Annotated in this window: 24 protein-coding genes; 8 read left to right on the top strand and 16 right to left on the bottom strand. The window is 64.8% G+C overall.

Going from position 1 to position 22,391, the window contains the following annotated elements:
- The first annotated feature begins 45 nt into the window (after nucleotides 1–45).
- Together ACI48D_RS09330 and ACI48D_RS09325 are read left to right on the top strand one after the other, a co-directional pair.
- Nucleotides 46–2,661 carry a sensor domain-containing protein gene (locus ACI48D_RS09330; protein WP_435570943.1) on the top strand — a complete coding sequence of 872 codons (2,616 nt, stop codon included), beginning with the start codon at nucleotides 46–48 and terminating at the stop codon, nucleotides 2,659–2,661.
- Nucleotides 2,662–2,763: 102 nt separating this feature from the next.
- Nucleotides 2,764–3,216 (top strand): hypothetical protein, encoded by a 453-nt coding sequence (locus ACI48D_RS09325; RefSeq protein WP_435570942.1) that lies wholly within the window; start codon nucleotides 2,764–2,766, stop codon nucleotides 3,214–3,216.
- On the opposite strand, the gene ACI48D_RS09320 is transcribed toward ACI48D_RS09325, so the two are convergent.
- The 11 genes from ACI48D_RS09320 to tyrS all read right to left on the bottom strand — a co-directional run bounded on the left by ACI48D_RS09320 (nucleotide 3,213) and on the right by tyrS (nucleotide 12,306).
- A complete protein-coding gene (locus ACI48D_RS09320) occupies nucleotides 3,213–3,659 on the bottom strand; it encodes a YaiI/YqxD family protein (RefSeq protein WP_435570941.1) in 447 nt (148 codons plus the stop codon). The genes ACI48D_RS09325 and ACI48D_RS09320 overlap by 4 nt on opposite strands.
- 12 nt (nucleotides 3,660–3,671) lie before the next feature.
- On the bottom strand, nucleotides 3,672–4,739 hold the full coding sequence (gene ruvB, locus ACI48D_RS09315; RefSeq protein ID WP_435570940.1) for a Holliday junction branch migration DNA helicase RuvB: 1,068 nt from the start codon (nucleotides 4,737–4,739) through the stop codon (nucleotides 3,672–3,674).
- Between the two features lie 19 nt (nucleotides 4,740–4,758).
- On the bottom strand, nucleotides 4,759–5,337 hold the full coding sequence (gene ruvA, locus ACI48D_RS09310) for a Holliday junction branch migration protein RuvA (RefSeq protein WP_435570939.1): 579 nt from the start codon (nucleotides 5,335–5,337) through the stop codon (nucleotides 4,759–4,761).
- 29 nt (nucleotides 5,338–5,366) lie between these two features.
- Entirely contained in the window at nucleotides 5,367–5,903 is a 537-nt protein-coding gene (gene ruvC, locus ACI48D_RS09305; protein ID WP_435570938.1) for a crossover junction endodeoxyribonuclease RuvC, read from the bottom strand.
- A 143-nt stretch (nucleotides 5,904–6,046) separates the two neighbouring features.
- On the bottom strand, nucleotides 6,047–7,633 hold the full coding sequence (purH, locus tag ACI48D_RS09300) for a bifunctional phosphoribosylaminoimidazolecarboxamide formyltransferase/IMP cyclohydrolase (protein ID WP_435570937.1): 1,587 nt from the start codon (nucleotides 7,631–7,633) through the stop codon (nucleotides 6,047–6,049).
- Nucleotides 7,634–7,729: 96 nt separating this feature from the next.
- The gene (locus tag ACI48D_RS09295) at nucleotides 7,730–7,963 is read right to left on the bottom strand and encodes a helix-turn-helix domain-containing protein (protein WP_036235444.1); all 234 of its coding nucleotides are present in this window, start codon (nucleotides 7,961–7,963) and stop codon (nucleotides 7,730–7,732) included.
- A gap of 85 nt (nucleotides 7,964–8,048) precedes the next feature.
- Nucleotides 8,049–9,074 carry a tRNA dihydrouridine synthase DusB gene (gene dusB / locus ACI48D_RS09290; RefSeq protein WP_435570936.1) on the bottom strand — a complete coding sequence of 342 codons (1,026 nt, stop codon included), beginning with the start codon at nucleotides 9,072–9,074 and terminating at the stop codon, nucleotides 8,049–8,051.
- Between the two features lie 80 nt (nucleotides 9,075–9,154).
- On the bottom strand, nucleotides 9,155–9,817 hold the full coding sequence (locus ACI48D_RS09285; protein WP_435570935.1) for a histidine phosphatase family protein: 663 nt from the start codon (nucleotides 9,815–9,817) through the stop codon (nucleotides 9,155–9,157).
- A gap of 12 nt (nucleotides 9,818–9,829) precedes the next feature.
- On the bottom strand, nucleotides 9,830–10,498 hold the full coding sequence (locus tag ACI48D_RS09280) for a YbhB/YbcL family Raf kinase inhibitor-like protein (protein ID WP_435570934.1): 669 nt from the start codon (nucleotides 10,496–10,498) through the stop codon (nucleotides 9,830–9,832).
- Nucleotides 10,499–10,562: 64 nt separating this feature from the next.
- Nucleotides 10,563–11,021 (bottom strand): D-aminoacyl-tRNA deacylase, encoded by a 459-nt coding sequence (gene dtd / locus ACI48D_RS09275; RefSeq protein ID WP_435570933.1) that lies wholly within the window; start codon nucleotides 11,019–11,021, stop codon nucleotides 10,563–10,565.
- Nucleotides 11,022–11,031: 10 nt separating this feature from the next.
- Nucleotides 11,032–12,306, bottom strand: coding sequence for a tyrosine--tRNA ligase (gene tyrS, locus ACI48D_RS09270; protein WP_435570932.1), 1,275 nt, complete (start codon nucleotides 12,304–12,306; stop codon nucleotides 11,032–11,034).
- 167 nt (nucleotides 12,307–12,473) lie between these two features.
- Between tyrS and ACI48D_RS09265 the strand changes: the two genes are divergently transcribed.
- Nucleotides 12,474–13,835 carry a M23 family metallopeptidase gene (locus ACI48D_RS09265; RefSeq protein WP_435570931.1) on the top strand — a complete coding sequence of 454 codons (1,362 nt, stop codon included), beginning with the start codon at nucleotides 12,474–12,476 and terminating at the stop codon, nucleotides 13,833–13,835.
- A 140-nt stretch (nucleotides 13,836–13,975) separates the two neighbouring features.
- Nucleotides 13,976–15,079, top strand: coding sequence for an anhydro-N-acetylmuramic acid kinase (locus ACI48D_RS09260; protein ID WP_435570930.1), 1,104 nt, complete (start codon nucleotides 13,976–13,978; stop codon nucleotides 15,077–15,079).
- Between the two features lie 50 nt (nucleotides 15,080–15,129).
- On the opposite strand, the gene erpA is transcribed toward ACI48D_RS09260, so the two are convergent.
- The 5 genes from erpA to rplM form a co-directional block, all read right to left on the bottom strand.
- A complete protein-coding gene (erpA, locus tag ACI48D_RS09255; RefSeq protein WP_230020263.1) occupies nucleotides 15,130–15,507 on the bottom strand; it encodes an iron-sulfur cluster insertion protein ErpA in 378 nt (125 codons plus the stop codon).
- A 60-nt stretch (nucleotides 15,508–15,567) separates the two neighbouring features.
- Nucleotides 15,568–15,975, bottom strand: a complete 408-nt coding sequence (locus tag ACI48D_RS09250; protein WP_435570929.1) for a bactofilin family protein — start codon at nucleotides 15,973–15,975, stop codon at nucleotides 15,568–15,570.
- A gap of 128 nt (nucleotides 15,976–16,103) precedes the next feature.
- A complete protein-coding gene (gene argC / locus ACI48D_RS09245; RefSeq protein ID WP_435570928.1) occupies nucleotides 16,104–17,141 on the bottom strand; it encodes an N-acetyl-gamma-glutamyl-phosphate reductase in 1,038 nt (345 codons plus the stop codon).
- A 243-nt stretch (nucleotides 17,142–17,384) separates the two neighbouring features.
- Nucleotides 17,385–17,777, bottom strand: coding sequence for a 30S ribosomal protein S9 (gene rpsI, locus ACI48D_RS09240; RefSeq protein WP_028102305.1), 393 nt, complete (start codon nucleotides 17,775–17,777; stop codon nucleotides 17,385–17,387).
- Nucleotides 17,778–17,786: 9 nt separating this feature from the next.
- Complete coding sequence (gene rplM / locus ACI48D_RS09235; protein WP_435570927.1) at nucleotides 17,787–18,215, bottom strand: 50S ribosomal protein L13; 429 nt, start codon at nucleotides 18,213–18,215, stop codon at nucleotides 17,787–17,789.
- Between the two features lie 292 nt (nucleotides 18,216–18,507).
- Between rplM and ACI48D_RS09230 the strand changes: the two genes are divergently transcribed.
- Genes ACI48D_RS09230 through ACI48D_RS09215 form a run of 4 tightly spaced genes read left to right on the top strand, consistent with a single transcriptional unit; the run spans nucleotide 18,508 to nucleotide 22,369 of the window.
- The gene (locus tag ACI48D_RS09230; protein WP_435570926.1) at nucleotides 18,508–19,986 is read left to right on the top strand and encodes an alpha/beta fold hydrolase; all 1,479 of its coding nucleotides are present in this window, start codon (nucleotides 18,508–18,510) and stop codon (nucleotides 19,984–19,986) included.
- A 12-nt stretch (nucleotides 19,987–19,998) separates the two neighbouring features.
- Nucleotides 19,999–20,733 (top strand): ABC transporter ATP-binding protein, encoded by a 735-nt coding sequence (locus ACI48D_RS09225; protein WP_435570925.1) that lies wholly within the window; start codon nucleotides 19,999–20,001, stop codon nucleotides 20,731–20,733.
- On the top strand, nucleotides 20,730–21,914 hold the full coding sequence (locus ACI48D_RS09220) for an ABC transporter permease (RefSeq protein WP_435570924.1): 1,185 nt from the start codon (nucleotides 20,730–20,732) through the stop codon (nucleotides 21,912–21,914). Before ACI48D_RS09225 ends, ACI48D_RS09220 begins: the two co-directional genes overlap by 4 nt.
- Before the next feature lie 32 nt (nucleotides 21,915–21,946).
- On the top strand, nucleotides 21,947–22,369 hold the full coding sequence (locus tag ACI48D_RS09215) for an OsmC family protein (RefSeq protein ID WP_435570923.1): 423 nt from the start codon (nucleotides 21,947–21,949) through the stop codon (nucleotides 22,367–22,369).
- Nucleotides 22,370–22,391: the final 22 nt, after the last annotated feature.

The raw sequence follows: 22,391 nt of genomic DNA, 5'->3' as shown, positions 1-22,391 counted from the left end.
CGGATGTGCGTTACACTCCCTTCAACCATGTGGAGGGAAGAAGCAATGACAGACCCGCCCGGCATCCCACCGGTTGTACCGCATTCGGCCGCCGCGTCGAGCCAGGTCGCGCGCTACCTGGCAGCCGATGCGCCGCCGGTGCCGCTGCATTACCTGACTTACCTGTTCGAGCACGTCGCCGACGTCATCTTCTTCCTCGAGGTGCTGGACGGCGACCGTTACCGCTTTTCCGCGGTCAACGAGCGCTTCACCCTCACCACCGGCCTGCCTGTCTCTGCGGTGGTCGGCAAGGAAGTCGACCAGATCATCCCGCCCGCCTCGCTGGAGCTGGTGAAGTCGAAATACCGGGAGGCCATTGCCACCCGCAAGGTGGTGCAGTGGCAAGAAGTGTCAAGCTATCCGACCGGCATCAGGACGGGGGATGTTACCGTGTCTCCCGTGATCGAGGCGGACGGCACCTGCCGGCTCCTGATGGGCGTCGTGCACGACGTCACCGAGCATCACCGCAACCAGCAACGGCTGGCCGAGCTCGAAGAACGCTGGCGGCTGGCCCTCGAATATTCCGGCGCCGGCGCATGGGAGTGGCAAGCCGGTGCCGATGAACTGGGTGGCGAACTGACCATCTTTCCGTTCTTCCAGTCCATCATCGGCATGGGCTGCTCGCCGCTGACGGCGACCCGCGAGACCCTGCGCGACTGGGTGCATCCCGACGACACCGGCGCCATCGAAGCGGCCGCCGCCGCCATCGCCGCAGGCAAGTCGGAACGGCTCGACGCCGAGGCCCGGGTGCGCCACCACGACGGCCACTGGGTATGGATCCGCATGCAGGGCAAGGTCGTTTTCGACGCGGCGCGCAAGCCGCTGCGCATGCTCGGCACCGTCACCGACATCTCGGTGCTCAAGGCCGCCCAGCACAGCCTGGAACTGGGTTCGCTGCTGTTCGAGAACAGCCACGAGGCGATTGCCGTGCTCGATCCCGACGGCCGCATCGAAACGGTGAATCCGGCGTTCACCGCCATGCGCGGCTTCACCGCGGACGACATCGCCGGCAAGGCGCCGCGGGTGTACAACGCCGGCCTGGAGGAATCCGACTTCGACGATGCCTTGTGGGCGCAGCTGCGGGCCACCGGCCAGTGGCAGGGAGAATTGTGGAGCCGGCACAAGGACGGCCACGTGATCGCCGAGTACCGCACCATCACCGCCGCCTACGGTCCCGACCGGCGGGTGCGCAACTATATCGACATCGGCACCGACATCACCGAGACCAAGCGTGCCGAAGAACTCGCCTGGCGCCAGGGGAACTACGATGTCCTGACGGGATTGCCGAACCGCCAGATGTTCCTGGAGCGCGTGGCCCGGGCCGTCCAGGTCGCCGACCGCGACGCCACCGGCTTCACCCTGCTGGTGATCGACCTCGACCGCTTCAAGGACGTCAACGAAACCCTGGGCCACTCCGCCGGCGACGAAATCCTGCGCGAAGCGGCCCAACGACTGCTCGGCTGCACGCGCGACGGCGATACCGTAGCGCGCCTGGGCGGCGACGAGTTCACGGTGCTGCTGGCGCCAGGCCGGAAACACATCGATGAGGAGACGTTTGCCGTCGACCGCACCGCCCAGGCGATCATCCAGGCCATGGCCAGCCCCTTCGCGCTCGGCGGCGAAACCCTGCACCTGTCGGCCAGCATCGGCATCACGCATTACCCGAAGGACGCCGCCGACATGGAAAGCCTGGTCAAGCATGCCGACCAGGCGATGTACGTGGCCAAGCAGCAGGGACGCAATCGCTATACGTATTTCTCGCACGTCATGCAGGAGCGCGCCCAGGCGCGGCGGCAACTGACCAAGGACCTGCGCAGCGCGATCGACGAACGCCGGCTCGACGTCCACTACCAGCCCATCGTCGATCTCGCGACCGGCGCGCTGAAGAAGGCCGAGTCGCTGGTGCGCTGGACCCATCCGCAGCGCGGCACGATCGGTCCGGCCGAATTCATTCCGCTGTGCGAGGAAACCGGCCTGATCGTGGAGCTGGGCGAGCAGATCTTCGAGACGGTCGTGCGTGACGTGGTCGGCTGGAAACGAGAACACGATGCCTCCCTGCAGGTCGGGATCAACGTGTCCCCGATGCAGCTGCTGGCCGGGCGCGAAGCCTGCGAACGCTGTTTTCAGATGGCCAGGGATGCCGCGCTGCCGGAACACACGCTGGTCGTCGAAGTCACCGAAGGCATGCTGCTCGACAATAATCCCTTCGTCGTCCAGCAACTGCGCCAGATCGCCGAGCACGGCATGGACCTGTCGCTGGACGACTTCGGCACCGGCTACTCGTCCTTGTCCTACCTGAAGAAATTCAAGTTCCAGTTCCTGAAGATCGACCGCTCCTTCGTGATGCACCTGGAAGCCGACACGACCGACTATGCCTTGTGCGAAACGATCGTCACGATGGCCCACAAGCTCGGCATGCTGGTGATTGCCGAAGGCATTGAAACACCCGAGCAGCTCGATCTGCTCAAGCAGGCCGGCTGCGACTACGGCCAGGGTTACCTGTTTTCGAAAGCCGTCCCCGGGCCGACGATCGAGGGCTGGCTCGCCAACGGCCGCATGCCCTGGATGCGTGCCGGCTTCGCCGCACAGGCCTTCAAGCGCGCGCCGCAGAAATTATCTTAATGTTAATCTTTGCACACTCCAATCCTTGCACTTGATAAACATGAACACTGAGAGCCGACACCCCGCCGTCCGGACCACCCTGTGCGCCAAGGGAGCGTCCTCATGATCGTCCTACGCCTGCTTGCCCTGGCTGCCGGCGGCCTGGTCCTCATCTTGCCCCCACTGCTGACTGCCGGATCCACGCGGCCGAACCTGCCGGCCTGGATCGCGGTCGGCGGCCTGGCCGGGCTGGCGCTGGTATCGCTCAGCTTCCTCTACATCGCCGCGCGCGGCGACCGCATGCGCCGCTCCGCCCAGGCGCGCACCCTCGGCGGCCTGCTGCTGATGATTCCGGCGGCCGCGGGCATCACCATGCTGGCCACGCGCACCGATGCCGCGCTGCTGTGGGCCAGCGCGGGGCTGCTGTCGTTCACGGTGCTGCTGTTCATCAGCTTCGTCTACCCGGCCGCGCCGGACCGCCGCCAGCGCCCGATGCGCCAGCGCGAGCGCAGCGAGCCGGTACTGCTGGTCGTCCAGCGCCACCCGTCGGCAGACCGGCGCGGTGCGCGGTTCTAAGAACGCCGCGCCAGGTAGCGGTCGAGGGCGTTGGCGAACTGCTGGCGGTCGGCCTGGCTGAAGGCACTGGGGCCGCCGGTGTCGACGCCGCCGCTCCTTAATTCTTCCATGAAGGCGCGCATCGTCAGCTGCTGGGCGATATTGTCCTTCGTATAAAAGTCGCCACGTGGATTCAGCGCGTCGCCGCCCTTCTCGAGCACGCGCGCCGCCAGCGGGATGTCGCCGGTGACCACCAGGTCGCCCGGCGCCAGGCGCTCCACGATTTCGGTGTCCGCCACATCCGGGCCGCTCGGCACCTGGATCGCGCGGATGAAGCGCGAACCCGGCACCCGGATCAGCTGGTTGGCAATCAGGCTGACCTGCAGCTGCCGCCGCTCGGCCACGCGGAACAGGATGTCCTTGATCACGCCCGGACAGGCATCGGCATCGACCCAGATTTCCATGGGAGCCTCCGCTCAGCCCGGCGGAAGCTGGTCCCACAGGTCGCCGGTGGGGCTGATGCGGGGTGCGGCGACGCCGAAGTGTTTATAGGCCAGCGGGGTGGCGATGCGGCCGCGCGGGGTGCGCTGCAGATAGCCCTGCTGAATCAGGTAGGGTTCCAGCACGTCCTCGATGGTGTCGGCGGCCTCGCCGATCGCCGCCGCCAAGTTGCCGATGCCGACCGGGCCGCCGGCGAACTTGAACAGCACCGCTTCGAGGAGTTTCCGGTCCATCACGTCGAAGCCGACGGTGTCGACGTCGAGCATCTTCAGCGCGCGGTCGGCCATGTCCATGGTGATCTCGCCGTTGCCCTTCACTTCCGCATAGTCGCGCACGCGGCGCAGCAGGCGGTTGGCGATACGCGGGGTGCCGCGCGCGCGCTTGGCGACCTCGCGCGCGCCCTCTTCGTTGATCGGCGCCTCCAGCAGCGCGGCGCTGCGGGTCACGATCTTGGTCAGTTCCTCGACGTTGTAGAACTCCAGGCGCGCGACGATGCCGAAGCGGTCGCGCAGCGGATTGGTCAGCATGCCGGCGCGGGTGGTGGCGCCGACCAGCGTGAACGGCTGCAGGTCGAGCTTCACGGAACGCGCGGCCGGGCCTTCGCCGATCATGATGTCGATCTGATAGTCTTCCAGTGCCGGGTACAGGATCTCCTCGACCACCGGCGACAGGCGGTGGATCTCGTCGATGAACAGCACATCGTTCGCTTCGAGGTTCGTGAGGAGTGCCGCCAGGTCGCCCGGACGTTCCAGCACCGGGCCGGAGGTCTGGCGCAGGTTGACGCCCATCTCGCGCGCGATGATGTGGGCCAGCGTGGTCTTGCCCAGGCCCGGCGGGCCGAACAGCAGGGTGTGGTCGAGCGCCTCGCGGCGCTTGCGGGCCGCCGAGATGAAGATCTCGAGCTGGTCGCGGATCTTCGACTGGCCGACGTATTCGTCGAGGTGCTTGGGCCGCAACGCGCGCTCGATCGCCTCCTCGTTCGGCGAGGCCGGCGCGGCGTCGATGATGCGCTGCTCGGTGAAGTTGTCGGTCTGGATGCTCATTGCTCGTTTTTAACCTAGGTCATGCCTTGGACAGCGATTTCAGGGCCAGCTTGATACCCTCGGACACGCTGGTACCGGCCGGCATGTTCTTGATGGCGGCCAGCGCTTCCTTGTCAGAATACCCCAAGGCCAGCAGTGCATTGAGCACGTCTGCCTGGGCGTCGTCCTGCACGGCGCCGCCGACCGCGCCGATATCCGCGCCCAGCTTGCCCTTCAGTTCCAGCAGCAGCCGCTCGGCGGTCTTCTTGCCGATGCCGGGAACCTTGACCAGGCGCCCGGCTTCCTGCAGGGTCACGGCCTGGGCCAGGTCGGCCACCGACATGCCGGACAGGATGGATAGCGCGGTGCGGGCGCCGACGCCGGTGATCTTGATCAGCTGGCGGAACACGGCGCGCTCGTTGGCGGAACCGAAGCCGAACAGCAGGTGCGCATCTTCCCGCACCACATAGTGCGTAAAGAGCACCACTTTCTCGCCCGTGTGTGGCAGGTTGTAGAAGGTGCCCATCGGTACGTCGACCTCATAGCCGACGCCCTGGCAATCCACGAGCACTTGCGGGGGATTCTTTTCCAACAATATCCCGGAGAGACGACCGATCATCGCTAGCCCTTTACTTTCAATGTGTGTGGTTAAACCAGGCGGCCGCGCCGCATGTGCAGGGCCTGCTTTTCCGGCGACAGCGCACCGATCAGCGCCAGCGCATCCATGCCGTGAGCGTGGCAGATCGCGATGCCGAGGGCGTCGGCGGCGTCCGAGCCGGGCAGGCCGGGGAGTTTCAGCAGGCGCGCCACCATCTCCTGGACCTGGGCCTTGACGGCGCGGCCGGTACCGACCACGGCCTGCTTGACCTCGGCCGGCGTATATTCCGCCACGTCGAGGTCGGCGCCGACCAGCGCCGTGATGGCGGCACCGCGCGCCGCGCCGAGCAGGAGCGTGGATTGCGGATTCACGTTGACGAAGACTTTTTCGATGGCCGCGCAAGCCGGCTTGTAGGTCGCGACGACTTCGCTGACGCCGGACAGGATGATCTTCAGACGCGGCGGCAAGGCGCCCTCAAGGCCGGTCTTGATGGTGCCGGACGCGATATAGCGCAGCCGGTGACCGTGTTTTTCAATGACGCCGAACCCCGTCGTGCGCAGGCCCGGGTCGATGCCGAGAATAATCATTATCGAATGTTATACCGGCTGGCGTATTTCGTGGGAAAAATACTGTGCAAAAACACAGGTTCATGGCAATCATGCCACGTATGCCGCGTGGGCACGTGATTGATGCCATTTGCATCAATCACGTGCCCACGCGTAAGGTCAGATCAGTGGCGGAAGTGACGCGTACCAGTATAGAGCATCACCACGCCGCGCTCGTCGGCCGCGTCGATCACTTCCTGGTCGCGCATCGAGCCACCCGGGTGGATCACGCAGGTCGCGCCGGCGTCGACCACCACGTCCAGGCCATCGCGGAACGGGAAGAACGCATCCGAGGCCACCGCCGAACCGCTAAGGCTCAGGCCGGCGTTCTGCGCCTTGATCGAGGCGATGCGGGCCGAGTCGATGCGGCTCATCTGGCCGGCACCTACGCCCAGGGTCATGCCGTTGGCGCAGAACACGATCGCGTTCGACTTGACGAACTTGGCCACGCGCCAGGCGAACATCAGGTCTTGCAGCTGCTGCGGGGTCGGCTGCTTCTTGCTGACCACGCGCAGGTCGTCGAGGCCGACGTTCTTCGCGTCCGGCGATTGCACCAGCAGGCCGCCGCCCACGCGCTTGACGTCGAAGGGGTTGTGGCCCTCGCCCAGCGCGATCTCCAGCAGGCGCACGTTCTGCTTGGCCGCCATGATCTGGCGCGCTTCCGCCGTGAACACCGGAGCGATCACGACTTCGACGAACAGCTTGGCGATCGCTTCCGCGGCGCGGCCGTCGACCGGCACGTTGAAGGCGATGATGCCGCCGAAGGCCGAGGTCGGGTCGGTCTTCAGCGCGCGCTGGTAGGCGTCCAGGGCATCGAGCCCGATCGCCACGCCGCAGGGATTCGCATGCTTGATGATCACGCAGCCGGCCGGCTGCTCGAAGCCGCCCATGGTCTTGACGCATTCCCAGGCGGCGTCGGCGTCGGCGATGTTGTTGTACGACAGTTCCTTGCCCTGCAGCTGGCGGTAGTTGGCCAGGCTGCCGGCGGCCGGGGCCAGGTCGCGGTAGAACGCGGCGCTCTGGTGCGGGTTTTCGCCGTAGCGCATGTCCTGGACCTTTTCGAAGTGCAGGTTCAGGGTCTGCGGGTAGGCGGCACGGGTCGCGTGCTGCTTGTCTTCGCCGAGGCTGGTCAGGTAATTCGTGATCGCGCTGTCGTACTGCGCGGTGTGGGCGAATACTTTCTTCGCCAGGCGGAACTTGGTGTCGTAGCGGACGCTGCCGGCAGCCTCCCCCGTCCCCTTCATTTCCGCCAGCACCGGACCGTAGTCGGCCGGGTCGACGATCACCACCACGTCGCGGTGGTTCTTGGCCGCCGAGCGCAGCATGGTCGGGCCGCCGATGTCGATGTTCTCGATCGCGTCTTCCAGCGAGCACTGCTCCTTGGCGACGGTCGCCTGGAACGGGTAGAGGTTCACCACCACCATGTCGATCTGCGGGATGCCATGCTCTTCCAGCTTGGCGATATGCTCAGGAAAATCACGCCGCGCAAGGATGCCGCCGTGCACTTTCGGGTGCAGGGTCTTGACGCGGCCATCGAGCATTTCCGGGAAGCCGGTGTAGTCGGCGACTTCGGTGACGGGCACGCCATTGTCCTGCAGCAGCTTGGCGGTACCGCCGGTCGACAGGATGTTCACGCCGAGCGCGGACAGCGCGCGCGCAAAATCGAGCACGCCGGTTTTATCGGAAACGGAGATGAGGGCTTGTTTGATCATGGGAAGGCCTGTTGATAAAAATCGGTGCGGACATGCAGTGTCAATCACGCCGGGCAAGGCCGGCGCACGCTCGCACGCCGGCCTTCCCGCCGGCGTTTACAGCAGCCCGTGTTCCTGCAATTTCTTGCGCAAGGTGTTGCGATTGATGCCCAGCATTTGCGCGGCATGCGACTGGTTGCCTTCGGCACGCGTCATCACCACTTGCAGGATCGGTTTTTCGACGGTCAGGAGCATCATGTCGTAGATATTCGTCGGTTTTTGCTCGCCCAGGTCGTTGAAATAATCTTCGAGACTTTTCTGAACGACTTCCTGGATACTTTCTTTGCTCATGTGCTACTTCGCCTTGGTTGATGGTCCGCTTGTGGCAGCCCTGTCTCCGATTATTCTTATTTTTTTGTTACTTCTTATTGATCATTCATGCCGCGATCGCGACCGGATCAGAATGCGCGGGCCGGTATTGTAACCGCTCGCCATATCCATGTTGTGATTTGAAGAAATCGTCCACGGCCGCCAGTTGTTCGGCGGTCGATTCCAGCAAATTCATGCGCTGGCGGAATTCCTCGCCGCCGGGCAGGTCCTGCACATACCAGCCAATGTGTTTACGGGCAGTCCGCACGCCCAGGTATTCGCCGTAGAAGGCGTAATGGGCCGGCAGGTGTTCGTTCATCAGTTCGCGCACTTCGTCGACCAGCGGCGCCGGCAGGTACTCGCCGGTGCGCAGGTAGTGGTCGATCTCGCGGCAGATCCAGGGACGGCCCTGGGCCGCGCGGCCGATCATGACGGCGTCGGCGCCCGTATGGTCGAGCACGAATTTCGCCTTTTCCGGCGTCGTGATGTCGCCGTTGGCCACCACCGGAATCAAGACCGCCGCCTTCACCGCGGCGATGGTGTCGTATTCGGCATCGCCCTTGTAGCCGTCGGCGCGGGTGCGGCCGTGCAGGGTCAGCATGGCGATGCCGGCCTGCTCGGCCATGCGCGCGATCGTCAGAGCGTTCTTGTTCTGGCGGTCCCAGCCGGTGCGGAACTTGAGCGTGACCGGCACGTCCACCGCGCGAACTACCGCTTCCAGGATGCGCTGGACCAGGTCTTCGTGCTGCAGCAAGGCCGAGCCGCACCAGTTGTTGCAGACCTTCTTGACCGGGCAGCCCATGTTGATGTCGATGATCTGGGCACCGCGATCGACGTTGAATTTCGCGCACTCCGCCAGCTCTTCCGGCACCGCGCCGGCGATCTGCACCGCCTTCGGCTCCATCTCGCCCGCATGGTCGGTGCGGCGCGAACTCTTTTCGCTGGCCCACAGGCGCGGATTCGAGGCCGCCATCTCCGACACCGCATAACCGGCACCGAGCTTCTTGCACAGCTGGCGGAACGGACGGTCGGTCACCCCGGCCATCGGGGCGACGAAGACATTATTGCGCAGCGCGTAGGGGCCAATTTGCACGGGAGAAAAACCAGGAAAAATTCGGGAACTCGCTATTTTACCTGAACCGCTGCTCAATTTATCAGCACACTTTTATTCTTTCACGTCAACTCATCGAGCACGGCCGGGCGCAGGTGGGAAACTTCGCCCCAACTCTCCAGCACCAGCTTGCCGTCGTCGACGCGGAAACGGTTGATGCTGGCGTTGTAGACCTTGAAGTCGCGCGGCGTTTCCAGCGACAGGTTGCCGGCCATCCGGTAGGCGCACTCCAGCACGCCGCCGTGGGCCACCAGGGCCAGGGTGCGGCCGGGGTGCGCCTGGGCCAGGGCCAGGATCGTCTCGGTGGCGCGGGCGTAGAACTGGCGGAAGCTTTCGCCACAATTTTTGCCACTTGGCAAAACTCCATCGATGTCGCGCGCCTGCCAGGCCGCGAACTCGGCCGGGAAGCGCTGTTCGATCTCGCTGTACAACAAGCCTTCGAAGCCGCCGTAGCAGCGCTCGCGCAGGCCGGGTTCGATCTGCAGCGGCATGCCGCGCAGCGTGGCCACCGCCTGGGCCGTCTGGCGGGCACGCCCCAGGTCGCTGGACACCAGCAGGTCGATCGGTTCGAGCGCCAGCGCCTCGGCGAGCAGGCGGGCCTGGCGTTCGCCTTCCTCGTTCAGCGGAATGTCGAGATGGCCCTGCAGGCGGCGCTCCGCGTTCCATGCGGTTTCGCCGTGGCGGATCAGGAGGATGTTCGTGGGTGGGTGTGCTGCGTTAGTCAATGTGTTATCGCGTTATTTGTCGATGAGGGTGGCGGCGATGTCCGGGTTCAGCGAATACACGCCGAAGATCCGGGCTTCGTCCAGGATGTGCCCCGTGATGGCCAGGCGCGCCTCCCTGCCGGTGAAGCGCCCCGTCAAGGGCAGGCGTGGGATGTCGAGCGCATACAGCGTGAACACGTAAGTATGCACGCGCTCGTCGTTCCAGGGCGGACAGGGACCGTCGTAGCCGAAGTATTCGCCGGCCATGTCGGGATCGTTCGCGAACCAGCCGGTGTAGTCGTTGAGGCCGTGGCGCAGCTGGTGCTCGGTGCCGTTCTTGATCGTGAACGGCACCAGCGGACCGCTCTTGCCGGCCGGGGTCACCATGTCCGAGAACAGACCCTCGGCGAAGGAGGACAGGACAACCGGGATGTCGACCAGCGCCCAGTGATAGAAATCGGTGCGCGGCAAGGCATCCGGCACCGTCCTGCCTTCCTTGTTGACGTCCGTGCCGTCGGTCGGTACGTCGAGGTCGTGGCACAGCAGCACCAGGGATTCGGCGCCGGCCGGCACCTCGTCCCAGGCGATGTGGGGGCTGCGGTTGCTCGACAGCTTGATGTGGCTGCCGGGATCGATCTCGGCGAACGCGCAGCGTGGCGGAATCGGACCGCCCTCGGTAAAGGAATCGCTCCAGATGTTCATCGTCCTGCCCTCCATTCCCGCCATTCGCTCCTAGTCACATTGACCTGCGCGAGGCGTCGCAGTTTCAACCAGAAACCTTGGGTGGATCAATACGAAGCCAGAAAGTCACTGGACCGTCATTCGTCAGCGACACCTGCATGTCGGCGCCGAACCGGCCGGTCTCGACCTTACCGTGACGCGCGCGCGCCTGGCGCACGAAACGTTCGAACAGCCGGCGCCCGTCTTCCGGCGCGGCCGCCGGCGAGAACGAAGGCCGGGTGCCGGAGCGGGTATCGGCCGCCAGCGTGAACTGCGGCACCAGCAGCAGGCCGCCTTCGACGTCGGTGACGCTGCGGTTCATCTTGCCGGCCTCGTCGGAAAAGACGCGGTAGCCGAGCAGCTTCGCCAGCAAGGCGTCGGCCTCGCGCTCGGTGTCGCCCTTCTCGGCGCAGACCAGCACCATCAACCCGTGCCGGATCGCGCCGACGGTGTCGCCGTCGACCGCGACGCTGGCCTGGGTGACCCGCTGTAGTAGACCGATCATCGCAGGCCGATCATGCCGCGGCGAGGGTCACGCGCGCGAACTTGCGCTTACCAACCTGCAACACGAAGGTGCCGGCCTCGACTTGCAGCGCCTTGTCGGCCACGACCGTGCCGTCGATGCGCACGCCGCCTTGGTCGATCATGCGCATTGCCTCCGAGCTGGAAGCGCATAGGCCGGCCTGGCGCAGCAGCTGCGGCAGGCCCAGCGGGGCACCGCCGATGCTGACTTCCGGCACGTCGTCCGGGATCCCGCCCTTGGAGCGGTTGACGAAGTCGGCCAGCGCATCCTCGGCCGCCTGCTGCGAGTGGAAGCGCGCCACGATCTCCTGGGCCAGCGCGACCTTGGCGTCGCGCGGGTTGCGGCCGCCCTCGACCTCGGCCTTCAGGGCCGCCAGGTCCTGGATCGAGCGAAACGACAGCAGCTCGTAGTACTTCCACATCATGACGTCGGAGATGCTCATCAGCTTGCCGAACATGGTATTGGCCGGCTCGGTGATGCCGATGTAGTTGTTCTTGGACTTCGACATCTTCTCGACGCCGTCCAGGCCCTCGAGCAGCGGCATGGTCAGGATGCACTGCGGCTCCTGGCCGTAGTCTTTCTGCAACTCACGGCCGACCAACAGGTTGAATTTCTGGTCCGTTCCACCTAGCTCAAGGTCCGCTTTCAAAGCGACTGAATCATAGCCTTGCATGAGCGGGTAAAGGAACTCGTGCACGGAGATCGGAGTCCCACTCTTGTAGCGCTTGGTGAAGTCGTCGCGTTCCATCATCCGCGCCACCGTGTAGCGCGAGGCCAGCTGGATCATGCCGCGCGCCCCCAGCGGGTCGCACCACTCGGAGTTGTAGCGGATCTCGGTACGCGCCGGGTCGAGCACCAGCGAGGCCTGCTTGAAATAGGTCTGCGCATTGGTTTCGATCTGCTCGCGGGTCAGCGGCGGACGGGTCACGTTGCGGCCCGACGGGTCGCCGATCATCGACGTAAAATCGCCGATCAGGAAGATCACCTGGTGGCCCAGGTCCTGCAGCTGGCGCAGCTTGTTCAGCACCACGGTGTGGCCCAGGTGCAGGTCGGGCGCGGTCGGATCGAGGCCGAGCTTGATGCGCAGCGGCTGGCCGCTCTGCTCGGAACGCGCGAGCTTCTGCGCGAACTCGCTCTCGATCAGCAGTTCGTCGACGCCGCGCTTGGTGATTGCAAGGGCTTCCTGGACGGCATCGCTCAAGGGAAGTGCCGCGGCCCCGGCGGAAGTTGCAGTTTTGGCATTACCAGAAAGCTCAGAGAAAGTCATAAAATTCTTGTAGGAGTATGGCTAAAACAGTTGTAGGACCCCGTATTTTGATATAATTCGCGATCCCGTCAATCTTGCCGCTTGAAAAATTCCACAGACAACAAGTAATAAAACTAAGAAAAATCCTTGGTCTTGGGACGCTGAAGCGGCAAATTTTAACTGATTGCATGAACCCAATACAGAAAATCACCGGCAAGCGCTGGTTTGGTCTCGCAGAGACCAGCCGCAAAACCCGCATCATTGCGGGTGGCGCCGCTGCCCTGGCATTGTGTGCCTTCGGCGCGACCGCAGTCGCCCCGATCGCGCCGGATGCCGCCGACATTCCTGTCAAGTCCATCGCACAAGACCTGCAACTGCCGAATCTGGCTGACCAGATCGCCGCACTGCAACAGGACCAGCAGGAATTCATCCACGAAGAGCGCATCCGTCCCGGCGATTCCCTGGGTTCCGTCTTCACCCGCCTCGGCATCGACGACCAGCAGGCCGCCGCTTTCGTCCGCAACGACAAGCTGGCACGCAGCATCCTCAATCTCAAGACCGGCAAGCGCATCCAGGCCGAGACCGACGAGAACGGCCTGATGCTGACGCTGCGCGCGACCATCGCCGTCGATAAGGACACGTTCAATACCGTCACCGTCACGCGCAAGGGCGACAAGTTCGTCGTCAGCAAGGCCCCGGCCGAGCTCGAGCGCCGCGTCGAAATGCGCTCGCGCGACATCAACACCTCGCTGTACGCCGCAACCGACGCCAACGTCGACGGCGGCCAGATCCCGGATTCGGTGGTCAACCAGATCATCGAGATGTTCTCGACCAATATCGACTTCCGTTCCGACCTGAAGCGTGGCGACCGTTTTAATGTCGTCTACGAAACCTTCTGGCAGGATGGCGAGATGGTCCGCACCGGCCGCGTGCTGGCCGGCGAATTCATCAACCGCGGCGTAGCCTACCAGTCGGTCTGGTACGAAGACCCGCAAACCCACCAGGGCGGCTACTACGCCCTGGACGGCCAGTCGTTGAAGAAAGCCTTCCTGAAGTCGCCGGTCGCCTTCAGCCGCATCTCCTCGGGCTTCTCGATGCGCGTGCACCCGGTGTTCAACGTCTGGAAGCAGCACAAGGGCGTCGACATGGCAGCCCCGATGGGCACCCCGATCCGCGCCGCCGGCGACGGCACCGTCGACTTCGCAGGCGTGTCGAACGGCTACGGCAACATGGTCGTGCTCAAGCACTGGTCCAACTACAGCACCGCGTACGGCCACATGAGCCGCTTCGCCAGCGGCCTGCGCCGCGGCGAGAAGGTCCACCAGGGCGACGTGATCGGCTACGTCGGCGCGACCGGCTGGGCAACCGGCCCGCACCTGCACTACGAATTCCGCATCGGCGGCGAAGCCACGGACCCGATGAAGCTGAAGAACCTGCAAGCGCAGCCGCTGACGTCCGGCGAAATGTCGCGCTTCCGCATGGCAGCGGCGGACATGTCGCACCGCTTCTCCCTGCTGAGCCCGGCTGGCAACGCAATGGCCGCCCGCTAAACTGCTTCCGAATTGCAGATAGAATAAGGCGCCTTGCACTGGACAGTGCAAGGCGCTTTTCTTTTGGCAATCTTATTCATGGGGTCAGATCCCGATTTTCACGGGTGGGCTCTGCTCCCCCCCATCCGATCAGGTAAATAATGCCCGCTTCTTCCCTCTACATCGGCCTGATGTCCGGCACCAGCCTGGACGGCGTGGACGGCGTGCTGGCCGATTTCGCCGGCCGCGGCATCCGCACCCTGCACGCCGCATTCACGCCCTTCCCCGCCGCGCTGCGCGCCGAACTGATGGCGTTGCAGGCCGCAAGCGACAACGAACTGGAGCGCGAAGCCCTGGCCGCGAACACCCTGGCGCACTGCTACGCCGATTGCGTGCAACAATTGCTGGCCCAGGCGCCCGGCCCGGTGCGCGCGGTGGCCGTGCATGGCCAGACCATCCGCCACCGCCCGGAACTGGGTTTTACGCGCCAGACCAACAATCCCGCCCTGCTGGCGGAACTGACGGGAGTCGACGTGATCGCCGATTTCCGCACGCGCGACATCGCCGCCGGCGGCCAGGGCGCGCCGCTGGTGCCGGCTTTTCATGCGGCCCGGTTCGGCAAGCCGAAGACGGTGCGGGTGGTGGTGAACATCGGCGGCATCGGCAATATCAGCGTGCTGCACGGCGACGGCCGGGTGAGCGGTTACGACACCGGCCCCGGCAACGTATTGATGGACTTGTGGATCGGGCGCCACACCGGCAAACCCTACGACGAGGACGGCAGCTTCGCCGCTACCGGCAAGGTCGACGGCGCACTGCTGGACCTCCTGCTGGAGGAGCCCTACTTCCGCCAACCGCCGCCCAAGAGCACGGGCCGCGACCTGTTCCATGCGGAATGGCTGGATGCAAAGCTGGCGCAGCGCTCCGGCCTGTCACCGGCCGACGTGCAGGCCACCCTGACGCGGCTGACGGCGGTGTCGATCGCGCGCGCGATCCAGGCGGAAACAAAGGAACAGCCGGCCCAGGCCGTGTACGTGTGCGGCGGCGGCGCCTATAACGGCGTGCTGCTGAGGGACATCGAGGAGGCGCTCGGCGGCGGAATTCCGGTGAAGTCGACCGAGGAGTTGGGCGTGGCGCCGAACCGGGTCGAGGCCCTGGCCTTCGCCTGGCTGGGCTATCGCTTCATGCGGCGCCAGCCGGGGAATTTGCCGGCGGTGACGGGTGCGGCGGGGCTGCGGGTGCTGGGCGCCTTGTATCCGGCATAAAAAAAGCCGCCCGGCAATGCCTGGGCGGCCTTTCACTTGCGCAGGAACGATTACGCCGAGAACGACGAACCGCAGCCGCAGGTCGAGGTGGCGTTCGGGTTCTTGATGACGAACTGGGCGCCTTCGAGATCGTCCTTGTAGTCGATCTCGGCGCCGACCAGGTACTGGTAGCTCATCGAGTCGATCAGCAGGGTGACGCCGTTCTTTTCCATCGCGGTATCGTCGTCGTTCATGATCTCGTCGAAGGTGAAGCCGTACTGGAAGCCCGAGCAACCGCCACCCTGCACGAACACGCGCAGCTTCAAGTCGGGATTGCCTTCTTCCTCGATCAGCTGGGCGACCTTCTGCGCGGCGCTGTCGGTGAAGTTGATGGGAGACGGCATTGCGTCTTGCTCTTGCGAGCGATGCAATTCGGCGATTGCGGTCATGGATAAACTCCTGATTGGATTCGGATTTCGTCCATTATAGTCGCTTGGCGCCAGTCATGCTCAAGCCCCCTGCGGCGCAACGCCTAAATGAAACACCGGCTCGGCGGCCGGAGTCGGGGAGGCTTCGTGGCTCAGCTTTCCCGTCACCAGGGCGCCGCCGTGCATTTCCAGCAGACGATAATGGACATCCCCATGTATGCGGCCTTTCGGCTGCAATTCAAGCAGTTCCGTCGAATACACGGTCCCGGCAATATAGCCGTTGACAACCAGGTTGGCGCAGCGCACCTCGCCCTCGATGCGGGCGTGCTCGGAGACGATCAGGACGCTGTCGCCGGCGTCGCTGGCGATCACGTTGCCATGGACCTCGCCATCGATGCGCAGACCGCCGGTGAATACCAGATCGCCTTCGATCCTTGCGGAAATGCCAATCAGGCTGTCGATTTCGCTTTTTGCATTACGACCGAACATACTAGTCCCCTCGCGTAGTAACACGTTGCCGAGCGCAACAGTGCAACGGTCAATTTACCGTGCTCAACACTGCCTGCCTTGATCTGCATCTTGTCAGCAACCCTTGCGAGGGAGACACCGTAGCTTGCTTACGGCAGCAGCGCGATCTGCTTCAGACCCATGTTTTCCGGCACGCCGAACATCAGATTCATGCACTGGACGGCCTGTCCGGCGGCGCCCTTCACCAAATTGTCCTGCACCACCAGGATCACCACGGTGTCGCCGCCGTCCGGACGGTGCAGCGCAATGCGCAGCATGTTCGAACCGCGCGTCGAGCGGGTTTCCGGGTGCGAGCCGAACGGCATCACGTCGACGAACTCGGCGTCGCGGTAGGCATCCTCGAACAGCGCCTGCAGGGCGGCGTTGTCGATGTCCTTGGTCAGGCGCGCGTACAGGGTCGAGTGCATGCCGCGGATCATCGGCACCAGGTGCGGCGTGAAGATCAGGCCGACTTTCTGGTCGGTAAAGCGCTGCAGCTGCGCCGAGGTCTCCGGGGTATGGCGGTGGCCGGCCACGCCGTAGGCCTTAAAGTTGTCGCTCGCTTCCGAGAACAGAGTGCCAATCTCGGCCTTGCGGCCGGCGCCGGACACGCCCGACTTGCTGTCAGCGATCAGCTTGCCGGCATCGATCAGGCCGGCCTTCAGCAGCGGGTAGAAGCCCAGCTGCATGGTGGTCGGATAGCAGCCCGGATTCGCGATCAGGCGGGCCTTCTTGATATCGTCGCGGTTCAGTTCCGGCAGGCCATACACTGCTTCCTCGATCAACTCGGGGGCGGTGTGCTCCATCTTGTACCACTTCTCGAAGGCGGCGCGGTCCTTCAGGCGGAAGTCGGCGGCCAGGTCGATGACTTTCACGCCCGCAGCCAGCAGGGCCGGAGCCTGGGCCATGGCGACGCCGTGCGGGGTGGCGAAGAACACCACGTCGCACTGGGTCAGGTCGGCCTTGTCCGGGCTCGAGAAGGCCAGGTCGACGTGGCCGCGCAGCGACGGGAACATGTCTGCCACCGGCAGGCCGTCTTCCTTGCGCGAGGTGATGGCGGTCAGCTGCACCTCGGGATGAGCCGCCAGCAGGCGCAGCAGCTCCACGCCCGTGTATCCGGTTCCACCAACGATGCCAACTTTGATCATGTTCTTTCCTTCGTAAATAGAAATAAGGCCCAGCAGGACGAGGCTGCAATTTTAGCAGCGTCGCCGCACCCCTGCCCCACCTGCGAAAAATCAAACCGGGGTCAGACTCCCGTTTTTGGAAATAGCCTGATGGCTTTTGCCAAAATTTGGAGTCTGACCCCGGTTTGATGAAAAACAAAAAGCCGCCGGCTTTGCAGCAGGCGGCTTCTTTCGACAGCAGCGCAAGAGGCGCTGCGGTATCGATTAACGCTTCGAGAACTGCTTTGCGCGACGTGCTTTGCGCAGACCAACTTTCTTACGCTCGACTTCACGGGCGTCACGGGTGACGAAACCGGCACGTGCCAGGTCGCCCTTCAGGCCTGCGTCATAGTCGATCAGTGCACGGGTGATGCCGTGGCGCACTGCACCTGCCTGGCCGGACTCGCCGCCGCCATGCACGTTGACCTTGATGTCGAAACGCTCGACGTTGCCGGTCAGTTCCAGCGGCTGACGGATGACCATCAGGCCGGTTTCGCGCGAGAAGTACTCGGCGGCCGGTTTGCCGTTCACGATGATCTGGCCGGTGCCAGCCTTGATGAACACGCGGGCGACTGCACTCTTGCGACGGCCGGTGCCGTAATTGTAGTTACCGATCATGTCAGTTCCTTAGAAATCGAGTGCTTGCGGTTGCTGGGCTGCGTGCGGGTGGGTGGCTTCCGCATAGACCTTCAGCTTCTTGATCATGGCATAGCCCAGCGGGCCCTTCGGCAGCATGCCTTTGACAGCCTTTTCCAGGGCACGGCCCGGGAAGCGCTGTTGCATTTTCAGGAAGTTCGTTTCGTAGATACCGCCCGGGTAGCCCGAGTGACGGTAGTAGGTCTTCTGGGTGGCCTTGGTGCCGGTCACGCGCAGCTTGCCTGCATTGACGACGACGATAAAGTCACCGGTGTCGACGTGCGGAGTAAATTCTGGCTTGTGTTTGCCGCGCAGTCGGCGTGCCACTTCGCTGGCAACACGTCCGAGGACTTTGTCCGTCGCGTCAATCACGTACCAATCGCGCTGGACTTCATGGCCCTTAGCGGAAAAAGTTTTCATGTTGACTTCCTATATCTAGGTGTAAATGCTCAAATGGTGGTTCCGCAAGTGCAACTGCGGACTCGGCCTTGTTGTCTTTTCCTGAGCAAATGGAAAGCCCACGATCATAGCTGGTCCAGACCCCTCCAGTCAAGTCAGCCTTGACGCGCATCCGACACTCTCTGCTTGGAGATAGCGCAAATTCTTTTCAGACAAGCTCGCCTAGACTCAAGAATTAATGCATTTTTGCAAGCTTTTATTGACCATAAAAAGAATAGCAACTTACTATGCTCGGCAACGAAGAGGAGACTCCGTGAACATTCGTCCGATCCTGCCTGTCCTGTTTGCCCTGCTGTGTTCGACGTCCGCGCTCGCTGCGCCGGATGCCCGTATGCCGGATCCCCGTATGCCGGACGCCCGTACGCCGGTTGGCGGGAAACAGGCCGCTGCCCGCGGTTGCCACCTGCCCGGCGCCGAAGAAGCGCTGCGCTGCCTGTCCGTCGCCGTCCCGCTCGACTATGCCAACAGCGGCGCCGGCAGCCTGAAGCTGCACGTGACCGTGGCCCCGGCCTTCCGCGAATCGGCCCGCCCCGATCCGCTGTTCGTGCTGGCGGGCGGCCCCGGCCAGGCCGGCAGCGACGTGCTGCCGCTGCTGTCGGCCGCCTTCAAGCGCGTGCGCGCCACCCGCGACATCGTCTTCATCGACCAGCGTGGCACCGGTCTGTCGGGCAAGCTCGATTGCGAGAGCCCCGCCAACGAAGAGACCATGAGCGACGCCGAGCTCGAAGCCGAGCTGCGTCGCTGCATCGGCGCCCGGCGCGTTCCCTTCGCCGCCTACACCACCGCCGCCGCCGCGCGCGACATCGAACAGGTGCGCCGCGCGCTCGGCTACGGCAAGATCAACGTCTGGGGCGGCTCCTACGGCACACGGCTCGGCCAGGCCTATGCGCGCGCCTTCCCGGACAGCGTGCGCAGCCTGGTGCTGGACGGCGTCGCCGCGCCCGACCAGGTGATTCCGGCCGGCGGCCGCGACGGCCAGGCCGCACTCGACAAGCTGTTCGCCCAATGCCAGGGCGACGCTGCCTGCCACAAGGCCTACCCGAACCTGCGCGCCGAGTTCGATGCCCTGGCGGCGCGCGCCGAGGCCGGCCTGAAGCTGTCGATCGCCGACCCGCGCACCGCCAGGCCGGTGAGCTTCACCATGACCGGCCCGCGTTTCCTCGGCACCGTGCACAACATCCTGTATTCGCCGGCCGACGCACGCCGCCTGCCCTTCCTGATCCACAGCGCCTACCAGGGGCGCTGGGAGCCCTTCGTCGCCCGCCACAACATCGCCGGCGACTTCGCCAGCGACGCTTCCAGCGCGATCCTGCTGCACCTGGCCGTGGTCTGCGCCGAGGACGTGCCGCGCATGACGCCGGCGCTGATGAAGGAAGACGCATCCACGCTCACACGGCCGCTGGCCGACCGCATCCCGGCCCTGTGCAAGACGCTCGACGTGCCGGCCGTACCGTATGCCGAGCCGACCGTGATCCGGGCTCCGGTGCTGCTGCTGTCCGGCGCGCTCGATCCGGTGACGCCGCCGCGCCGCGCGGAAAGCGCCGCGCGCTACATGTCCAAGGCCCGCCGGCTGGTGGTGGCGAACGCCGGTCACGGCGTCTCGCAGCTCGGCTGTGCGCCGCGCCTGCTGCGCGAATTCCTCGACCGTCCGGACGGCCCGCTCGACGCGGGCTGCCTGGCCGAGATCCCCGCCCCGACCTTCCAGCTCGGCAGCGCCGGGCCGCAACCCTGAATCGAGCCTGCCATGATAGAAGTCCAGGAAGTACGCAAACAGTTCGGCGCCGTGCAGGCGCTCGGCGGCGTCAGCTTCACCGCGCGCGACGGCCAGATCACCGCCCTGCTCGGCCCCAACGGCGCCGGCAAGACCACCCTCCTGCGCACCCTGGTGGGGCTGCTCAGGCGCGATCACGGCAGCATCGCCATCGACGGCGTCGACCCGGAGCAGGATCCGCTGGCGGTGCGCCGCAACATCGGCTTCCTGACCGACCAGTTCGGGCTGTACGAACGCCTCAGCACGCGCGAATTCCTGACTTACTTCGGTGAGCTGAACGGCATGGCCGGGGCCGACCTGCGCCAGCGCATCGACGAAGTCTCGGCGCTGCTGGGGATGGGCGACATCCTGGAGCGCCGCACCAAGGGTTTCTCGCAGGGCCAGCGCATCAAGGTCGCGCTGGCGCGCACGCTGCTGCACCGCCCGCGCCACCTACTGCTGGACGAACCGAGCCGCGGGCTGGACGTGATGAGCACGCGCGCGCTGCGCCACGCCCTGGCCGCGCTGCGCGCCGACGGCTGCTGCGTGATCATGGCCACCCACGTGATGCAGGAAGTGACCCAGTTGTGCGACGACGTGATCGTCATCGCCAAGGGCCATACCGTGGCCCAGGGCTCGCCCGAGGAACTGTGCCGGCGCACCGGCATCGCCAACCTGGAAGACGCCTTCGTCAACCTGGTCGGCACCGAAGAAGGGATCGCCGCATGAAGCCGAAATTCCTGATCGTCTACCTGAAAGAGCTGCGCGAGAGCCTGCGCGAAAAGCGCACCCTCGCCCTGCTGTCCCTGTTCACGCTGATGTATCCGGCAATGCTCGGCTACATGCTGAACCACGAAATCAAGCGCGCCACCAAGCCGGAGCGCGACGGCGTCGAGATCGCCGTGATCGGCGCCAGCCGGGTGCCGACCCTGGTCTCGCAGTTCAAGCAGCGCAGCATCACCGTCAAGGATCCGGGCGCGCTCGACGAAGCCGGCATCACCGCCTTGCTGCAGGCGCATACCTACCCGGCGGTGCTGCGCCTGTCCGACAAATTCGGCGAGAACTATGCGGCCATGCGCCCGGCGCGCATCGAGCTGTGGTTCGACTCGGCCGACGAGAACGGCAAACAGCGCCGCGACATCGAGGACGTGCTGCAAGCCTACGGCGCCAACGTCGCCAGCGCGCGTCTGCTGGCGCACGGGGTGTCGCCGGCAACGCTGGCGCCGATCCAGGTGCAGCGCTTCGACACCGGCACCAACGCCTCGCGCTCGGCGGTCCTGATCGGCAGCATCCTCGGGGTGCTGTTCCTGCCGGTCTTCATCTGCGGCATGTCGACCGCCGTCGACAGCACCGCCGGCGAGCGCGAACGCCGCTCGATGGAAGTGCTGATGGCGCAGCCGATCCGCCCCTGGGAGCTGGTGATCGGCAAGTGGCTGACCGCGGCCAGCCTGGCGATCGCCGGCCTCACCCTCGAACTGGGGCTGGCGCACGCGATCCTGTGCTGGCTGCCGCTGGAGGAGATCGGCATGTCGTGGAGCCTGAACTGGGCCGAGCTGGCGCTGATCTGCATCGCCACCGTGCCGCTGTGCCTGTTCGCCGCCGGCCTGCAGGTGGCGCTGGCGATGAACGCCCGCTCATTCAAGGAGGCGCAGAGCGTCCTCAGTGTCGTGATGCTGGTGCCGCTGATCCCGGGCGTGGTGGTGTCGATGATGGAGCTGAAGACGGCAAACTGGATGTATATGGTGCCGATGCTGTCGAACCAGACCCTGCTGCGCGAAATGGCCAAGGGTATCGACGTCGGCGCCCTGCCCTTCGTGATGACCTTCGCCTGCTCGGCGCTGGCGGCGCTGCTGGCGGTCGGCTTCGCCAGCTGGCGCATGAAGAGCGAGCGCTACGTGCTGTCCGTGTAAGGCTTAAAATAGATTCTTTTCGGAGGAATCGAATGGAAGTCAAAGTCAGCTGGAACGGCCCGTCCGGGATGAGCTTCCGGGCCGAAACCGGCTCGGGCCACATGGTCAGCATGGATGGCGCGCCGGAAGGCGGCGGCCACAACCTGGCGCCGCGTCCGATGGAAATGGTGTTGCTGGGCACGGGCGGCTGCACCGCCTATGACGTCGTGCTGATCCTCAAGCGCGGCCGCGAAGACGTGCGCGGCTGCGACGTTACCCTGAAGGCCGAGCGCGCCGATACCGACCCGAAGGTGTTCACGAAGATCCACTTCCACTTCATCGTCAGCGGCCGGAATGTAAAACCGGCAGCAGTGGAGCGGGCCGTCAAGCTGTCGCACGACAAGTACTGCTCGGCCTCGATCATGCTGGCCAAGACGGTAGAGATCACGCACTCCTTCGAGATCATCGAAGCGTGATCCGATGGTGGGCACCCGATTG

The organism is Massilia sp. LXY-6 (genome assembly GCF_051233485.1).
Classification (GTDB): Bacteria; Pseudomonadota; Gammaproteobacteria; order Burkholderiales; family Burkholderiaceae_D; genus Telluria.
The sequence above is the reverse complement of the archived record's forward strand: the minus strand, read 5'-3'. Positions and strand labels throughout refer to the sequence as shown.

What these genes read in the sequence shown, in the direction of transcription:
- ACI48D_RS09330 (WP_435570943.1), top strand. Translation starts at nt 46, where the DNA reads ATGACAGACCCGCCCGGCATCCCACCGGTTGTACCGCATTCGGCCGCC.
- ACI48D_RS09325 (WP_435570942.1), top strand. Translation starts at nt 2,764, where the DNA reads ATGATCGTCCTACGCCTGCTTGCCCTGGCTGCCGGCGGCCTGGTCCTC.
- ACI48D_RS09320 (WP_435570941.1), bottom strand. Translation starts at nt 3,659, where the DNA reads ATGGAAATCTGGGTCGATGCCGATGCCTGTCCGGGCGTGATCAAGGAC.
- ruvB (WP_435570940.1), bottom strand. Translation starts at nt 4,739, where the DNA reads ATGAGCATCCAGACCGACAACTTCACCGAGCAGCGCATCATCGACGCC.
- ruvA (WP_435570939.1), bottom strand. Translation starts at nt 5,337, where the DNA reads ATGATCGGTCGTCTCTCCGGGATATTGTTGGAAAAGAATCCCCCGCAA.
- ruvC (WP_435570938.1), bottom strand. Translation starts at nt 5,903, where the DNA reads ATGATTATTCTCGGCATCGACCCGGGCCTGCGCACGACGGGGTTCGGC.
- purH (WP_435570937.1), bottom strand. Translation starts at nt 7,633, where the DNA reads ATGATCAAACAAGCCCTCATCTCCGTTTCCGATAAAACCGGCGTGCTC.
- ACI48D_RS09295 (WP_036235444.1), bottom strand. Translation starts at nt 7,963, where the DNA reads ATGAGCAAAGAAAGTATCCAGGAAGTCGTTCAGAAAAGTCTCGAAGAT.
- ACI48D_RS09280 (WP_435570934.1), bottom strand. Translation starts at nt 10,498, where the DNA reads ATGAACATCTGGAGCGATTCCTTTACCGAGGGCGGTCCGATTCCGCCA.
- dtd (WP_435570933.1), bottom strand. Translation starts at nt 11,021, where the DNA reads ATGATCGGTCTACTACAGCGGGTCACCCAGGCCAGCGTCGCGGTCGAC.
- tyrS (WP_435570932.1), bottom strand. Translation starts at nt 12,306, where the DNA reads ATGACTTTCTCTGAGCTTTCTGGTAATGCCAAAACTGCAACTTCCGCC.
- ACI48D_RS09265 (WP_435570931.1), top strand. Translation starts at nt 12,474, where the DNA reads ATGAACCCAATACAGAAAATCACCGGCAAGCGCTGGTTTGGTCTCGCA.
- ACI48D_RS09260 (WP_435570930.1), top strand. Translation starts at nt 13,976, where the DNA reads ATGCCCGCTTCTTCCCTCTACATCGGCCTGATGTCCGGCACCAGCCTG.
- erpA (WP_230020263.1), bottom strand. Translation starts at nt 15,507, where the DNA reads ATGACCGCAATCGCCGAATTGCATCGCTCGCAAGAGCAAGACGCAATG.
- ACI48D_RS09250 (WP_435570929.1), bottom strand. Translation starts at nt 15,975, where the DNA reads ATGTTCGGTCGTAATGCAAAAAGCGAAATCGACAGCCTGATTGGCATT.
- argC (WP_435570928.1), bottom strand. Translation starts at nt 17,141, where the DNA reads ATGATCAAAGTTGGCATCGTTGGTGGAACCGGATACACGGGCGTGGAG.
- rpsI (WP_028102305.1), bottom strand. Translation starts at nt 17,777, where the DNA reads ATGATCGGTAACTACAATTACGGCACCGGCCGTCGCAAGAGTGCAGTC.
- rplM (WP_435570927.1), bottom strand. Translation starts at nt 18,215, where the DNA reads ATGAAAACTTTTTCCGCTAAGGGCCATGAAGTCCAGCGCGATTGGTAC.
- ACI48D_RS09225 (WP_435570925.1), top strand. Translation starts at nt 19,999, where the DNA reads ATGATAGAAGTCCAGGAAGTACGCAAACAGTTCGGCGCCGTGCAGGCG.
- ACI48D_RS09220 (WP_435570924.1), top strand. Translation starts at nt 20,730, where the DNA reads ATGAAGCCGAAATTCCTGATCGTCTACCTGAAAGAGCTGCGCGAGAGC.
- ACI48D_RS09215 (WP_435570923.1), top strand. Translation starts at nt 21,947, where the DNA reads ATGGAAGTCAAAGTCAGCTGGAACGGCCCGTCCGGGATGAGCTTCCGG.